Annotated in this window: 16 protein-coding genes; 8 read left to right on the plus strand and 8 right to left on the minus strand. The window is 52.9% G+C overall.

The genetic code is table 11. The features are described 5' to 3' along the window. The first annotated feature begins 97 nt into the window (after positions 1 to 97). On the plus strand, positions 98 to 949 hold the full coding sequence (locus ACJJI6_RS17005; protein ID WP_475711358.1) for a putative porin: 852 nt from the start codon (positions 98 to 100) through the stop codon (positions 947 to 949). An 88-nt stretch (positions 950 to 1,037) separates the two neighbouring features. Here ACJJI6_RS17005 and ACJJI6_RS17010 read toward each other — a convergent pair whose 3' ends face one another. Continuing rightward, positions 1,038 to 2,324 carry a M48 family metalloprotease gene (locus tag ACJJI6_RS17010; RefSeq protein WP_475711360.1) on the minus strand — a complete coding sequence of 429 codons (1,287 nt, stop codon included), beginning with the start codon at positions 2,322 to 2,324 and terminating at the stop codon, positions 1,038 to 1,040. 72 nt (positions 2,325 to 2,396) lie between these two features. Between ACJJI6_RS17010 and ACJJI6_RS17015 the strand changes: the two genes are divergently transcribed. The 4 genes from ACJJI6_RS17015 (at position 2,397) to ACJJI6_RS17030 (ending at position 4,702) form a co-directional block, all read left to right on the plus strand. Then, a complete protein-coding gene (locus tag ACJJI6_RS17015; RefSeq protein ID WP_108735048.1) occupies positions 2,397 to 2,876 on the plus strand; it encodes a DUF4265 domain-containing protein in 480 nt (159 codons plus the stop codon). A 79-nt stretch (positions 2,877 to 2,955) separates the two neighbouring features. Next, positions 2,956 to 3,732, plus strand: coding sequence for a peroxide stress protein YaaA (gene yaaA, locus ACJJI6_RS17020; RefSeq protein WP_475711362.1), 777 nt, complete (start codon positions 2,956 to 2,958; stop codon positions 3,730 to 3,732). Then, the gene (locus ACJJI6_RS17025; RefSeq protein WP_475711363.1) at positions 3,729 to 4,340 is read left to right on the plus strand and encodes a DUF938 domain-containing protein; all 612 of its coding nucleotides are present in this window, start codon (positions 3,729 to 3,731) and stop codon (positions 4,338 to 4,340) included. Before yaaA ends, ACJJI6_RS17025 begins: the two co-directional genes overlap by 4 nt. A 2-nt stretch (positions 4,341 to 4,342) precedes the next feature. Then, on the plus strand, positions 4,343 to 4,702 hold the full coding sequence (locus ACJJI6_RS17030) for a hypothetical protein (protein WP_444915156.1): 360 nt from the start codon (positions 4,343 to 4,345) through the stop codon (positions 4,700 to 4,702). A gap of 12 nt (positions 4,703 to 4,714) precedes the next feature. On the opposite strand, the gene phoR is transcribed toward ACJJI6_RS17030, so the two are convergent. The 4 genes from phoR to ACJJI6_RS17050 form a co-directional block, all read right to left on the minus strand. Next, positions 4,715 to 6,094 carry a phosphate regulon sensor histidine kinase PhoR gene (phoR, locus tag ACJJI6_RS17035; protein WP_475711364.1) on the minus strand — a complete coding sequence of 460 codons (1,380 nt, stop codon included), beginning with the start codon at positions 6,092 to 6,094 and terminating at the stop codon, positions 4,715 to 4,717. 84 nt (positions 6,095 to 6,178) lie between these two features. Continuing rightward, on the minus strand, positions 6,179 to 6,883 hold the full coding sequence (gene phoB, locus ACJJI6_RS17040; RefSeq protein ID WP_108735044.1) for a phosphate regulon transcriptional regulator PhoB: 705 nt from the start codon (positions 6,881 to 6,883) through the stop codon (positions 6,179 to 6,181). Between the two features lie 110 nt (positions 6,884 to 6,993). Further along, positions 6,994 to 7,875 carry a 4-hydroxybenzoate octaprenyltransferase gene (gene ubiA, locus ACJJI6_RS17045; RefSeq protein ID WP_475711366.1) on the minus strand — a complete coding sequence of 294 codons (882 nt, stop codon included), beginning with the start codon at positions 7,873 to 7,875 and terminating at the stop codon, positions 6,994 to 6,996. Further along, positions 7,872 to 8,585 (minus strand): chorismate--pyruvate lyase family protein, encoded by a 714-nt coding sequence (locus tag ACJJI6_RS17050; RefSeq protein ID WP_475711368.1) that lies wholly within the window; start codon positions 8,583 to 8,585, stop codon positions 7,872 to 7,874. The genes ubiA and ACJJI6_RS17050 overlap by 4 nt, the downstream gene beginning before the upstream one ends. 37 nt (positions 8,586 to 8,622) lie before the next feature. Here ACJJI6_RS17050 and ACJJI6_RS17055 point away from each other — a divergent pair, with 37 nt between their 5' ends. Beyond that, positions 8,623 to 9,939 (plus strand): dicarboxylate/amino acid:cation symporter, encoded by a 1,317-nt coding sequence (locus tag ACJJI6_RS17055; protein WP_475713468.1) that lies wholly within the window; start codon positions 8,623 to 8,625, stop codon positions 9,937 to 9,939. 10 nt (positions 9,940 to 9,949) lie between these two features. Here ACJJI6_RS17055 and recG read toward each other — a convergent pair whose 3' ends face one another. After that, positions 9,950 to 12,055 carry an ATP-dependent DNA helicase RecG gene (gene recG, locus ACJJI6_RS17060; protein ID WP_475709111.1) on the minus strand — a complete coding sequence of 702 codons (2,106 nt, stop codon included), beginning with the start codon at positions 12,053 to 12,055 and terminating at the stop codon, positions 9,950 to 9,952. Beyond that, entirely contained in the window at positions 12,034 to 12,957 is a 924-nt protein-coding gene (locus ACJJI6_RS17065) for a hydrogen peroxide-inducible genes activator (protein WP_282930624.1), read from the minus strand. Before ACJJI6_RS17065 ends, recG begins: the two co-directional genes overlap by 22 nt. Positions 12,958 to 13,146: 189 nt before the next feature. Between ACJJI6_RS17065 and ACJJI6_RS17070 the strand changes: the two genes are divergently transcribed. After that, positions 13,147 to 13,407 (plus strand): GlsB/YeaQ/YmgE family stress response membrane protein, encoded by a 261-nt coding sequence (locus ACJJI6_RS17070; RefSeq protein WP_108735039.1) that lies wholly within the window; start codon positions 13,147 to 13,149, stop codon positions 13,405 to 13,407. A gap of 141 nt (positions 13,408 to 13,548) precedes the next feature. Beyond that, positions 13,549 to 14,433 (plus strand): sugar nucleotide-binding protein, encoded by an 885-nt coding sequence (locus ACJJI6_RS17075; protein ID WP_282930625.1) that lies wholly within the window; start codon positions 13,549 to 13,551, stop codon positions 14,431 to 14,433. A 47-nt stretch (positions 14,434 to 14,480) separates the two neighbouring features. On the opposite strand, the gene ACJJI6_RS17080 is transcribed toward ACJJI6_RS17075, so the two are convergent. Continuing rightward, positions 14,481 to 14,864, minus strand: coding sequence for a Rid family detoxifying hydrolase (locus ACJJI6_RS17080; protein WP_282930626.1), 384 nt, complete (start codon positions 14,862 to 14,864; stop codon positions 14,481 to 14,483). Positions 14,865 to 14,927: the final 63 nt, after the last annotated feature.

Consider the following 14,927-nt stretch of genomic DNA (forward strand, 5'->3'; position numbering starts at 1 on the left):
TTGCTAATCGTGTAATTTGCTGTTGTTGCGCACCAAAAAACTTTTGCTACAATTCGCAGCCCAATTTGGATCGCTACGCTAACGAAGGATTTATTCAATGAGATTCAAGCTCGCTGCTCTTCCCTTAATGCTTCTTGCCGCAACTGCTGGTGCCGAGGAGTATAATTCGATCACTACTTTGGATTATTCAAACCTGGATTTCGATGGGGCTGATGGCAATCAGTTTTCTGCTGAAACCACCTATTACTTCTCCGGTAAAGAAGCATTGGGTCCTCTAAAAGAGTTTGAATATATCAATAAGGCTAGCAATATATCTGCTGCTTACACCCACTACGATATATCTAGCGAAGATTTAGATGGCATTGCCATCGCAGGTGAATACTTCACTAGCTTTGGTATGGTTTTAGGTGCGAGCCTAACTGAAACTGATGATGAAGCTGTTAATACAGCTTCTATCGGATACCTGTTTACTCCAAACTTCTTGGTAGAGCTGTCCCATACAGATTTTGATGGCACTGACGAGACTTTTGTTGAGCTTCGCTATAATCACCAATTGAGTGGTTCCGACTACATCGGTTTTGATTTTATCGCTGGCGATGATGCGGGTGTTTTTTCAACCAAGTACTTTGCTAACTTGGGTGGCGATCAATATGTGACCGCAGAATTTGCTTATGCCGATTATGACGGTGGTGATGACTACTGGCAGCTGGGTGCAGACTACTTCTTCTCCCAGAATACTTCTTTTGGCGCGAAGATTGACGAGAATGAAGATGTAAAAGTTGGATTCTCGCACTTCTTTAGCCGTAATGTTGCTGTTGAAGCTGGTTACAGCACTATGTTTGCTGATGGCCTGAATATCCGTAGCTTTGGTCTGAATACCTATGGTGTAGGCGCTAATGCCGATATTGATGTGGACAAGTTTGAGCTGGGTTTGACTGTTCAGCTGTAACTTGATAGAAAAAGGGCTATCGTTGATAGCCCTTTTTATTCCCATAGATTTCTGAAAAAATAGGCGAATGAAATTTTTAACTTAAAGTTTAACCTTTATCAGATATCGCTTTAATTCTATTTTGAGCCATGGTGCCAATTTCCCCTCCCGCACTTGCCGCCTCCTGATAATGTTTGTAAGCACTTTGCTTTTTTCCCTGCCTTTCGTAAGTTTGACCGAGATAATAGTGGGCATAAGCCGTCTCTAAATACCGCAAGGATCTGCTTAAATCGCCTTCCGCAGAATTATAGTTTTTCAATTTAAGGTTAGTAGATCCCCGCTTTAGCCAATACGAAAATAGCGCCGGATTCTTTTGAATGGCACTATCGTATGCCTTTCGGGCATTTTTATATTGTTTCTTTTGGCTGAGTAAATCGCCTTCTAGCGCAAAAAAGGCAGCTTCTTTGGGTTGCTGTTTTTGAGCTTTTCTTACCAGCTTTAGTGCAGAGTCAAATTTTTTATTATTGGCTGCGGCAACCGCATCGTCGTAATTCTTGTAAGCATCGGCATCGCGCTTTAATTGCGCTATGGCTTTTTGGTAGGCGGCCCGGTTGGTGATTCCCCCTTTGGGTAGAGATTGACTGTGCTTGATATTAGCGCTGACACGAGACTGGGAAGGGGGATGGCTGGCAAAGAGCGCTTCCAGCCCACCAGTTTGCCGCCCCTCCGACAGTTCAACAAATTTTCTTTGCAGGCGTACGGCCCCCAGGGGATCATATCCTGCAGCGGCCATATATTTCATACCGTATTGATCTGACTCTAACTCATTGCCGCGACTGTAGCGGGCAATATAGGCGGAGCCCCCCAGTTGAGTCCCGGTGGCAATCAAGTCAGAGTAGCCAGAGTCCTGGGTGGCAGCTCCCACGATTGCCAGGCCTGCGCCCAGTAATTGTTGTTGGGACATCGCAGTTGCAGAATGTCGCGCAGCAGCGTGAACTATCTCATGGCTCAGTACGGCAGCGAGCTCAGCTTCGTCATCGAGTAACACCAGCAGGCCTCGATTGATGGCAATTTTGCCGCCGGGCAGGGCCCAAGCGTTGGGAACCGAGTTGTTCAGAACCACAAACTCGTAAGGTAGCTGGGGGCGGTCTGAGACCCGCGCCAGCTTTTGGCCAATCTGATTGACGTAGTTTTGCAGGGCCGGATCAATGGTGTATTGGCCGCCCTGTTGCTGTTGGTTGGCAGCGTAGTGCTGTTGCCCCAGTTGAACTTCCTGCTGCGGAGATATCAGCGAAACCTGTTTCTCACCGGTGACTGGATTGACAACGCATCCTCCGAGAATCGTGGTTGTCCAAAACGCGACACATGCCGTAAGCGCTTGGGTACGCGAGATCATTGCCTCCCTCCCTGTATAATGTTGAGTCATTAGAATGGTTACTCATTGTACACAGTACGGGAACTGAGGTTTATGACGGCACTTCAAGTCATTGAGTTATTTGCGGGCAACAACCCCGAAGGTGAGCCCGTGGTGGAACGGCTACAGGTTCGTGTGAGCGAGGATGATAGCTGCCAACTGGTGCGATCCCCTGTCTTTATTAAGGGAATCGCCAGTGGGGATTACATTAAGGTCGATAAAGACACCCAGCAATTTGAGTTGGTAAAGCGCTCGGGCAATTTGGCAGTGCGTATTTTTTGTCGCGGCGATAGCACGGAACTGTCTGATAAGTTGACCCCACAGCTGGAGAAGCTCGGGGGCGAGTTGGATCTGGAGGCACCGCGCGTATTGGTCTACAGCATTCATGTCAGCTGTGGGTTCGATAAGATTGAGGAGATCCTCAACAGTGCCTGCGATGGGGCTAATAGCGTTTGGTATTACGGCAATGTTTATGACCCTAAAGACGGGCAGACCCCACTCAATTGGTGGCAGGACGTCCTAAAGCCGGAGTAAACATCCGCGATATATTTGGGCCAGCCACAATAGCTTGGTAGTGTGTGGTTGAGGCGATAGCGAATTGAGAAGGCACCCGATGTTAATAGTTATTTCACCGGCGAAAACCCTGGACTATGAAAGTGATATTCCCTCACTGGAAACCACCCAGCCGGACTTTTTGAAAGAGTCAGCAGCCCTGATCAAAGAGTTGCGCGAACTGAGCTCGCAGCAGGTTTCCAGCCTGATGAAGATTTCAGATAAGTTGGGAGTCTTGAATTACGATCGCTTCCACACTTGGAAGCGCCCGTTTACCGATAACAACGCCCGCCCCGCCCTGCTCGCCTTTAAAGGTGATGTTTATACTGGATTGGAGGCGGAGACTATGGGTAAGCGGGACTTTGCCTATGCGCAAAAGCACTTACGTATGCTCTCTGGCCTTTATGGTTTGCTGCGCCCTTTGGACTTGATGCAACCCTATCGCCTCGAGATGGGCACTAAATTTGAAAATGCCAAGGGTAAGAATCTCTATGAATTTTGGGGAGATAAGATTACCGAAGCATTGAATGCGCAGTTGCAGGGCGTGAAGGATCGCGAGTTGGTAAACCTGGCATCCAATGAATATTTCAAATCAGTCAAAACCAAGCAGCTTGATGCTCAGGTGATCACCCCGCATTTTAAGGACCTGAAAAATGGTCAGTATAAGATGATTAGTTTCTTCGCTAAGAAAGCCAGAGGCATGATGAGTCGCTGGGCGATTGATCAGAGGGTAAAGAAGGCGGAAGAGCTGAAAGGTTTTAATGTGGCTGGTTATGGTTATAACCCAGGTTTGTCTACTGAGTGGGATTGGGTATTTACCCGGGATGAACCGCAGTGAGCAGTACTGAATTGCCGAATGCGCCCTCCTGCGGGCGCAATCGCGAGCGGATTCTCCAACAACTGACTCGCCTGTTGGCTTCAAGTCGTAAAGTGCTTGAGGTTGGCAGTGGTACTGGTCAGCACGCAGTATATTTTGCTCCGCAATTACCGCACCTTGAGTGGCAAACTTCAGAGCGATCGCAACAGCTGGAGGCAGTAAAGTCCTGGCTGGCGGAGGTGCCCAGTAGCAACCTGCCGCAACCGCTGGCGCTCGATGTTGGTGATTCTTGGCCCGAGATTTCGGCTGATGCTATTTTCACTGCAAACACCTTGCATATTATGTCGGCTGAACTGGTGCAAAAGTTCTTTTTGCATAGTGCCGATGTTCTGGAGCCGGAAGGTTTGTTGATCGTTTATGGTCCGGTGAAAATTGCAGGAGAGTTTATTGGCCCTACTAATGCAGATTTTGACATCCAGTTGAAGGAGCGTGATCCCAAGCGGGGAATTCGCGATCTAGAATGGCTCGATCAGCTGGCGGAGAGTGCGGGGTTCAGTCGCGCAGAACTAAATTACCTGCCAGCCAATAACCAATTAATGGTCTGGCGCAAAAGTGATATTAAGGAGTAACCATGCCCGAGTGGTTGGAAATAGTGGTAATTGTGGCTTTTGCCATTGGAGCGGTATTCTTTTTTGCCAAATACCGAGAGACAGCGGCGGCACTGCATGAGAGTGAGCGCATGAAAGCCCGTTTGTCGAATGACTTGAATCGCTATCGCGATGTTCCCAAGCTGCGCGCTCTGCGAGATGCCCTCATTGGTGTTAAGGCCCTGCCTACCGATGATGAGGGCAATGAGCACCTACTGCTGCGCGATGGGGATTTGCAGTTGCACCATTTGGTTTTGCGCCGGGAAGCAAACGCTTTGGGTAAAGAGGCCACGGCCAGCTATGTCAAAGACGGTAAAGAAGTAGAACTGCAGGAACTGGAGTAATCGAAAGCCGCTTTAATTAGCGGCTTCAGAACTCAACCTGGATGCTGGCTTTTGAGCCAGCTTTGCTGGCGGAAAGTGAAGCGTGAAGAGACTGCCCTGCCCGGGCGTACTTTCTACACTCATTTCTCCATTGTGTCGCAGCAACACATGCTTAACGATCGCCAGTCCGAGACCTGTGCCGCCACTGTCCCGTGAGCGGCCTGGATCAACTCGATAGAAGCGCTCAGTCAGGCGGGGAATATGGATCGAATCGATACCGATACCATTGTCCTCTACGGAAAAGTGCCCGCCTTTGTCATCCTGCCACCAGCGCAATTGAATTCCGCCCTCTTCGGGGGTGTATTTCACTGCATTTAAAACTAAGTTGGCAAACGCACTGTGTAATTCGCCGGGGTCTCCATTGAGGTAGCAATCCCCTTTGCAATCAACTTCGATATGATGATGCCGATCGCCACTGAAGCTGCGCGCTTCCTGGGCCACCCTCTCAATCAGTTCTGGCACAGCCACAGCCATATCCCCGCTTTTGCGCTCTGAGGTCTCCAAGCGAGCCAATAGCAGCAGGTCATTGACCAGCGTACTCATGCGGCCAGTCTGCTCCTCCATTTGAGCCAGGGGTTTCCTCCAGGGAGGCGGTGCCATATCACTGCTTTGCAGTGTTTCCAGGTAGCCGGCAATTACCGTGAGGGGGGTGCGCAGCTCATGGGAAACATTGGCGACAAAATCCCGGCGCATCTGCTCGAGATTGTGTAAACGGGTAATGTCGCGAACAATGACCAAAGCCTCATCTTTACCGTAGCGGGTGACTTCCAGCTGTAACATGCGCGCCTCATTGCCAGGTGCGGGCAGAGTGAGGGGTTCTCCGCTGTTATCACCGTGCATATAGCTGACAAAGCCAGGGTCGCGGACAAAGTTGACTAATGACTGGCCGGAATCACTGGCCTGCAACCCAAGGAGTTCACCCGCTGCAGGGTTCCACCAGGCCAGGTTATCGCCGTCTTCCAGGGCTACAATGCCTTCGCGCAGGGCGCTGGTACTGTCTTGCACTCGGCGCAACATCACGTGCAATTTCTGCTTCTCGCGGCGGTGGCGCCGCTGCATACGGTAAAAGTCGTCGTAGATTTCGCCCCAAATGCCAAAGGCGGTTGGGGCTGGGCCGCGTCTGCCGTTTGCCAGCCAGCGGTTGAAACGTTGCTGTTGCCACAGCACTGAGATCAGGTAGCTGGCCAATCCCGCAATCAGGGCGAGAGGCCAGCTGCCGGAGGTGACACCGAGAATGGTGCACCCCAGGGCGATAATTACGAAACGCGAGAACTCGCCAATACTGCGATCCAACATAGAGTTGCCGTGTTGCCTGATAGATGGCGGCAGTGGCACAGCCTCTTCCGCCCGCATTCAATACCTCATGGAACCAGGCCCGCACCCGTTAAGTGCGGAGGTTTGATTCTGCAGGGATCGGTACCGATCCAGAGAGGATTGTCACACTTTTTCTGCGGTTTGCACAGAAAACCGATACCCGGTGCCGCGAACTGTCTGGATATAGCGGTCGTGGCCATCAATGGCCAGGGCTTTGCGCAGACGGCGGATATGGACATCCACGGTGCGCTCCTCTACATAGACATTCCCACCCCATACATGATCGAGGAGTTGGGTGCGTGTATAGGCGCGCTCCTGGTGGGAGAGGAAGAAGGTGAGCAGGCGAAACTCTGTTGGCCCCATATCCACCGGCTGCCCTTTGATAGTGACTCGGTGACTCAGTGGGTCCAATATCAGTGCGCCGGCACTGAGCGGTTCTTCCGGGGTTGCCGGGCCCGCGCGGCGCAGTACGGCCTTTAAGCGTGCAACCAGCTCCCGGGGGGAGAAAGGCTTGGTGATGTAATCGTCGGCCCCGGTCTCTAACCCTTTGATTTTATTGTCTTCTTCACCTTTTGCCGTGAGCATGATGATCGGCAACGAGGTGGTGAGTTCATCGCGCTTGAGGCGCCTTGCCAGCTCTACCCCGGAAACATCCGGCAGCATCCAGTCGAGCAGCACTAAGTCGGGCTTCTCGTCGATAATCAGGGCGTGAGCTTCCTGGGCGTTTTCCGCCTCAAGGCAGCGGTAATCTGCCATTTCCAGTGCGACCCGCAGCATATCGCGCACTGCGGATTCGTCATCGACAATCAGGATCGTTTTACTGTGCATTTGCCTGCCATACCCGCTCTGTTGTCAGGGTTTCCCCAGTTATGGCCGAGGATTAAACGGGATTTATATGACAAATATATGACGCTCCACTTCTGGAGCCCACTCATCTTTCAATTCAGCAGAAAATGCAGCGATATGCCGGCGAAAATGGCAAACCCTACCCAATTATTGTTGATAAAAGCCTGAAAACAGCCCTCTCGCCCTCGGTCCCGAATCAGCCACTGCTGATAAACGAATAAACTGCAAACCGGCAATAGCGCCAAGTAGTAAAAAATACCGAGTGAGAACCTTGATCCAATAAGCAGCAGGGCTATTAAAACTAAAAGTTGTAAGGTTCCGGTGATGACCTTGTCCATCTCCCCAAACAAAATGGCGGTGGACTTAACGCCGATCTGAAGATCGTCATCGCGGTCCACCATCGCATAGAAAGTGTCATAGCACAGGGTCCAAACCAGATTGGCGGTATAGAGCAACCAGGCCTCTGCTGGTACTTCTCCTGTAACCGCTGCGAAAGACATGGGGATTCCCATACTAAAGGCGGCGCCCAGGACCATCTGGGGTAGGTGTGTGTGGCGCTTTGCAAAGGGATAGCCGAATGCCAGAGCCAGAGCTAAAAACGAGAGGAGAATCGTGAGTGTGTTGGTGGTGAGTACCAGTAGGAAGGCGGCAGCGCTGAGCCCGGCGAAAAGCGCCAATGCAGACTTTGGAGTCAGTGCGCCGGTGGCCAGGGGACGCTCTGCAGTGCGTTTTACATGGGCGTCAATTTTGCGATCGGCGAAGTCATTGACTGCGCAGCCAGCCGCTCGCATCAGGATCACACCAAGTGTAAATACGATAAACAAGTGAAAGCCCGGCCACCCCTCCGCGGCCAGCCACAATGCGCACCAGGTGGGCCAGAGCAACAGTAGTGAACCTATGGGCCTGTCCATCCTCGCCAATTGCCAGTAGGGCAGCGCGGTGGGCCAGCGTTGTGCGATCTGTTGGCTGATCACAGTGAATCCTCAGTTGCGATAGTTTTGGCTGCTTCTTGCGCTATGGGGTCACCTGTCGGTGTGAAGTTGGGAAGAAAAGCTTCCGACACCAGTAAAGGCTTGTCCCGCAGCCAGAATACCGAGCGGCGACCCCAGACTTCAGAACCCTTATCCCCAAGTTCACGATCGGCGCAGCCTGGGGATTTTTGCAGCAAATTGAGGGCGATCTCCCCTCTGCGAATACCCGGTTCACTAAACAGCAGCTCCCCCAGCGGGCGGGTATCCAAGCTACGTAGATTGCGAGACTTCCCTTGCAGGCTGCGCTCGGGCAAAACGCTGCGTGCATACACCCAGGGCTGTCCGCAGCCGTAGAGCAGTACTTCCCGAATCAGGGCCCGGCTGCCATTGTGCAATCCCAATACAAAGCACTCTTCAGGGCGGGGTGTCTGCCAACCCTGGTACAGCACACGAACATAAAAGTCCCCATCACTCTGCTGCTTGAGAGCGGCGGTGAGTGATCCGGAATAGGTCAGCCAGGGCACCAGATTTTTGGGTGGTTGCTGTTGGGTTTCAAGAGGCAAACTCTGCCAATCGCCAGAGGGCACAAATGGTGATTGGTGCAACGATAACTCCGCAGTCTGGATAAAGGCCCCATTGTATCCCGGCCGGTGCAGCAGGTCTCTCCCTGTTGCATTTTTGCTCCCCAGCACGGCAATGGATATAGTGCTCACTGCAATGAAAACAACGATTCATAAAGAGAAGCTTGTTATGGGGCTTACTACCAAAATCTTAGTGGGAATGCTTGCGGGCATTGCCGTGGGGTGTTTATTTAATTACTTGAATATGAGCCAGCTGTTCGGTGCTGGTGTGAACAGTGCTATTAATCTCTATCTGACTGAAGGCCTGTTCGATGTTATCGGCCGTATCTTTATCGCTTCGCTGAAGTTGATGGTGGTGCCTCTGGTGCTGGTATCGCTGATCAGCGGAGCCTGTGCCCTGTCGGAAGGCAGCCGAATTGGGCCGCTGGCGGGTAAAACCGTCCTTCTTTATATGGTGACAACGGCCATCGCCATTACTCTGGCATTGTGTCTGGCATTGATCTTCCAGCCCGGAGTTGGTGTTAATGAGACTGCAGCTGAAGCCGCTTCAACATTTGTGCCGAAGGAGTCCCCACCGCTTTCCGAGGTGCTGGTTAATATATTCCCGACCAATCCTGTAGCCGCTATGGCTGAGGGAAATATGCTGCAGATTATCGTATTTGCCCTGTTGATGGGCTATGCGATTTCCCGCTGTGGCGAACCGGGCCAGCGTATCGCCGCTTTCTTTAATGACCTCAATTCCGTTGTATTGCGCATGGTTGGTGTATTGATGGTATTTGCCCCCTATGGCGTTTTTGCGCTATTGGCGAAAACCTTTGCCGACCTTGGGTTCGGAGGTTTGGTACAACTCGGAAAGTATTTCCTGGTCGTGCTCTGTGCCCTGCTTCTGCATGCATTGGGGACTTACTCGGTGATTCTGAAGCTGCTGAGTGGGCTCAATCCCTTAGAGCTACTGAAGAAAATGTGGTCGACCATGGTTTTCGCCTTCAGTACCGCTTCCTCTGCTGCCACTATCCCGGTGACTTTGTCGACGGTAGAGAAGCGCCTGGGTGTGGATAATAAAATTGCTGCATTCACAGTTCCCTTAGGCGCGACTATCAATATGGATGGCACTGCGATTATGCAGGGTGTGGCTACGGTCTTTATTGCCCAATTCTTTGGTATTGAGATCGGCCTGACTGGCTTTCTGACAGTGATCCTGACTGCGACCCTGGCGTCTATCGGTACTGCTGGGGTGCCCGGCGTCGGCCTGATTATGTTGGGTATGGTATTGCAGCAGGTGGGTCTGCCGCTCGAGGGGATTGCCATTGTGATCGGCGTAGATCGCCTGCTGGATATGGTGCGCACGGCGGTCAATATTACAGGTGATGCGGTAGTAAGTAGTGTGGTGGCGAAGAGTGAAGGTGCCCTGGACGAAGAGACTTACTACGATGCCAATTACAAGAGTGTCAGCATTAACGACAACAACACAGTAGGCGCCCACTAGGGCGCTTTCCTCAAGCCTCGGCAAATCGGGGCTTGTTCTGTAACCAGCGTTTAATCAACTGTTGTCGCATGCCCTCTGTCAATTGAGGGGAAATAGCAATTTTTTGCACTTGCGGCAGCAGCTCAGCATCCCTCTGCAAGTCTGCGATGCGGTGCTGGATCTCCCCTGTCTGGCGGGTGCCGAGGATTTCCCCGGGACCTCGCAGACGCAGGTCTTCCTCTGCAATAGCAAAACCATCACTGTGTTGACGCAGCGCTTGCAAGCGGGCGCGGCCATTCTGCGATAGTGGTGTGCCGTACAGCAGCACGCAGTGGCTGGCGATGGAGCCGCGACCGACCCTGCCGCGCAACTGGTGCAATTGGGCCAGGCCCAGGCGTTCGGGGTTTTCGATAATCATCAGGCTGGCATTGGGCACGTCGACGCCCACTTCAATGACCGTGGTGGCCACCAGCAAATCCACTTCCCCGGCCTTGAAGGCGCTCATAACCTGCTCTTTTTGCTCTGGCTTCAGGCGGCCGTGTACCAAGGCTACGCGAACGCCTTCGAGCATTTCGGCGAGCTCTTCGGCGGTCGATTCTGCCGCCTGGGCCTGCAGGCTTTCCGACTCCTCGATAAGGGTGCAAACCCAGTAGGCCTGGCGACCCTCGGCGATGGCGCTTTGCACCCGTTCCATAACCTGGTCGCGCCGATCATTGGCAATGGCAACGGTGTTGATGGGTTGGCGCCCCGGCGGCAGCTCATCGATGATTGAGCAATCCAGGTCGGCGAAGGCGGACATCGCCAGGGTGCGGGGAATTGGTGTAGCGGTCATAATCAGCTGGTGGGGTTGCAGCCTGCCGGTAGCTCCACTTGCCGCCCCTTTTTCACGCAGCTCCAGACGTTGCTGTACGCCAAAGCGGTGTTGCTCGTCGATAATCACTAACACCAGGTTGTGGAAAGCCACCTCTTCCTGAAAAAGTGCGTGGGTGCCCACCACTAACTGGGCATCGCCACTGGCGATCTTGCCCAGCTGTTTACGCCGCTCGGCAGCCTTTAAGCTGCCCGTTAGCTGAGCAACTTCAATACCCAAAGGTTCCAGCCAATTACAAAAATTGATCCGGTGCTGCTCTGCCAGGATTTCTGTCGGTGCCATGACTGCTACTTGAGCACCGGTCCCAATGCCCTTTAGGGCAGCCATAGCGGCGACCAGGGTTTTTCCCGCGCCCACATCTCCCTGCAATAAGCGCATCATCGGGGTTTGTTGAGCCAGATCCTCAGCGATTTCCTCGCAAACTCTCTGCTGTGCGCCGGTGAGGGAAAATGGCAGACGCGACAAAAAGTCTCGCTCCAGGGATCGGTTAACGGACAGAGGTGGTGCCGCTACCCTAGCGCTATTGCGCCTCAACTCCAGCAGACTCAGATGGTGTGCCAGTAACTCTTCCAGGGCCAGACGCTGCTGGGCGGGGTGAGTACCTGCTGCCAGTTGATCTAGCTGGGTGCCAGCCGGAGGGGCGTGCAAATACAGCAAGGCGTCCCGGAGGGGGTAGCGCAGAGATTTGGGTAACAGCTCTGCCGGCAAGAACTCGGTAACAGCACCGTTTTTCAGTAGAACCAGTGCCTGCTCCACCAATCCTCGCATACGGGCCTGGCTCACACCTTCTGTTAGCGGGTAAACCGGCGTAAGGGTATCTGCGGTCTCCGCGTTTTCGATACCGACGATTTCCGTTTCCGGGTGGTAGAGCTCCAGGCCGTTGGCTCCGCGACGGGCCTCCCCAAAGCAGCGTATTCGGGTTCCTCGGGCAAAGCGGCTTTTCTGTGCGGCAGAAAAATGAAAAAAGCGCAGGGTTAAGGTGCCGCTGCCATCCTGTAATCTGACCACCAGGCTGCGGCGGCGGCCGAATACGACATCGGCGGCACTGACCTCTCCTTCGATTACCACATCCATACCGGCGGTGAGGCCGGCAATAGGCACCACCCGGGTGCGGTCTTGATAGCGTAGGGGCAAGTGGAAAACCAAATCCTGTAGGGAGTTGATATGGAGTTTGGCCAACACCTGGGCAAATTTATCCCCCACGCCTTTGAGGGTGGTAACGGGCAGCTCGGCCAGGTTGTTATCTATCCCACGGTCAGGTGACACTGGCTGATGGCCTCTCGCAGTATGTCGATTGCGCGGTGTCGGGGGAAGCTTGCCCGCCAGGCCAGTGCTACGGTGCGGCGTGGGCCCGGTGCGGTAAAGGGGCGGGTCTCCAGCAGGCCACTGGCGTACTGTGATGCGGTGGCGGCTGAGAGTGGCAATACGGTAATTCCAAGCCCTGAGGCCACCATATGGCGGAGTGTTTCCAGAGAGCTGCCATCTGCGGCTGTGCGTATGCTGCCGCCGCCGGCTTCTTTTTCCATGGTTAGTTGCAGGTGCGGACAAGCTTCCAGTACCTGATCACGGAAGCAGTGGCCCTCACCCAGCAGAAGCACATTGTCTTCAGTGAGTTGATCCGGGGAGATAACCTCCTGCTTTGTAAGTGGATGGCCTGCGGGCATCAATACAACAAATGGCTCGTCGTACAGGGGTTGGGTGACAACGTCGGGCTCGGTAAAGGGGAGAGCAATAATGATGGCATCCAGTTCGCCCTTGCGTAGCCTCTGTCTCAGCGTGGCGGTATATCCCTCCTCAACATAGAGTGGCATTTCTGGTGCCAAATGCTGTAGTTGGGGAATAAAGTGTGGGAACAGGTAGGGCCCAATAGTAAAGATGGCGCCAACAGATAGGGGGCTAGCCAGCTGGTCCTTGCCGGCGCTGGCGATGTCTTTGATGGCTGCTGATTGTTCCAGAACCAGCTGGGCCTGGGCGACAATTCTCTCGCCCAATGGGGTTGCCTGCACTCGAGTTTTTGAGCGCTCAAACAGAGCGACACCGAGCTCTTTCTCCAGTTTCTTTACCGCGATAGAGAGTGTCGGTTGGCTGACGTAACAGCGCTCGGCGGCACGGCCAAAATGCTGTTCCTGGGCGAGAGTTACGATATAGCGCAGTTCATTGAGAGTCATGGTCGAGGCAATTAGATGGCCATTAGTAATAGTAATTATTCATAAATAATCGCCGCTGGCCAATACCCTGTCTCAATCTGTAAGCTGAGAGCGAATATTGGGAAAATTTACTAGTTTTGGGAATTCAGGTGGGATTGAGGCGCAAAATTTTGCTATATCTGTAAGGGGCACACCGAACGGAGATACGTCATGGGAGTTCTGTCCTGGGTCATTCTCGGGTTGATTGCCGGCGCTTTGGCAAAGTGGATTATGCCTGGGAGAGATCCTGGTGGTTGGATAGTCACTATGGTCATCGGCATTGTCGGTGCCTTTATTGGAGGCTGGCTGGGTGCCCTGATTGGGTTCGGTGGCCCAGTGACTGGTTTCGGAATTGGCGACATAATAACGGCTACGATTGGTGCGATAATTTTTCTTGCGATCTATCGCATGTTCAAAAGGCGTGGCAACTAGTCCGCCTATGGGGAGAGCCTCGGCGGCGAACTATAAGCATTCCGAATTTGAATTTGCCCAAATGACCCCAGCACCTTAGGACTGAATAGCACTGAATCAAGGGAATAAGGTGAGCAGCAAAGATTGTTCACCGGGAACTATATGACACAACAAGAAAAGCTTTGGATCCTTGGGTGTGGTGACCTCGGGGCGAGACTGGCACTGCATATAGACCGAAAGCAATACGCGGTTTATGGAATGCGGCGCAATCCCCTGGTAGCTCTGGCGAGTAAGCGCCGGGCAGATGTGGTGAATTGGCGCCGGGGGGATGCCACTAAGAAAGAGGATATTGAACGCTTGTTGTCTACGGGGGCGGATGTCATTCTCGCGACATTTACCCCCACTGAGCACACGCCAACCGGCTATCATCGCGCCTATGTGGAAACGGCAAAGGCAGTCGCTGAAGTTGTTCCGCACCTTCCATCCCCACCGCGTTTGGTTATTTGGGTTTCATCTACTCGTGTTTATGGCCAAAGCGGTGATGACTTTATCGATGAGCAAACCTTACCTCTGCCCAGTGGTTTTCAGGGAGATAGTTTGCTGGCAGCTGAAGAGATCATTCGCAACGCAATTCCCAACAGTTGCATTGTGCGCTTTGCGGGAATTTATGGGCCTGGTCGAGATCGCTTGTTGTCGCAGGTTCGCGCTGGTCGCTGCGCTCCTCCCCAGCCACCGCAATATAGCAATCGCATCCATGTCGATGATTGTATTGGTTTTTTATTGCACCTTATTGAAAGGCACAAACAGGGGTGGGTCCCGGAGCCTCTTTATATAGGCGCCGATAGCCAGCCTGTGCCGATGTACGAGCTGCAACAGTGGTTGGTAAAAGCGATGGGATATACCAGTGCCCACCTGCGCGAGATTGTGCAAACGAGCGAGCGCCGTTCGAAAAAGCTCAGCAATCAGTTGATGCTGTCCAGTGGTTACGAATTGAAGTATCCAGATTACAAGGTGGGCTATAGCGCTCTGTTGGAGTCGGAGGGCTGAGCTGCCCTCCTCAATTATTGCCACAGCATCGGCGAGAACTTCTTGCCTCAGGTCACCATAATCGCTTCGGCTTCAAAAAGGGCTCCCCGCGGCAACTCCTTGACGACGACGGTTGCCCTGGCGGGATAAGGCTCTTCGAAAAACTCTGCCATTATCTCATTTACAGCGGCAAAGTTGCTGCTGTCGGTAATGTAGAGATTGAGTTTCACAATATGCTGGAGCGATCCGTCTGAGGCCTCACAGACTGCGCTGAGGTTGCGAAAGACCTGGTGGACTTCATCGCTAAAACCTCCGCTAATCATCTGTTGTGTCTCTGGGTCCAGAGCGATTTGTCCCGACAGGTAAACAGTATTATCCACTTTTACTGCCTGGGAATAGGTACCAGCTGCGGCGGGTGCCCGGTCGGTTTTAATAACGGCTCGATTGGGCATGGGGTACTCCATTACTTATCAATATTGTTGAAAAGGAAGACCTATACGGAACTTCCGAATAAT

Source organism: Microbulbifer maximicatervae (SeqCode) (assembly GCF_056232625.1).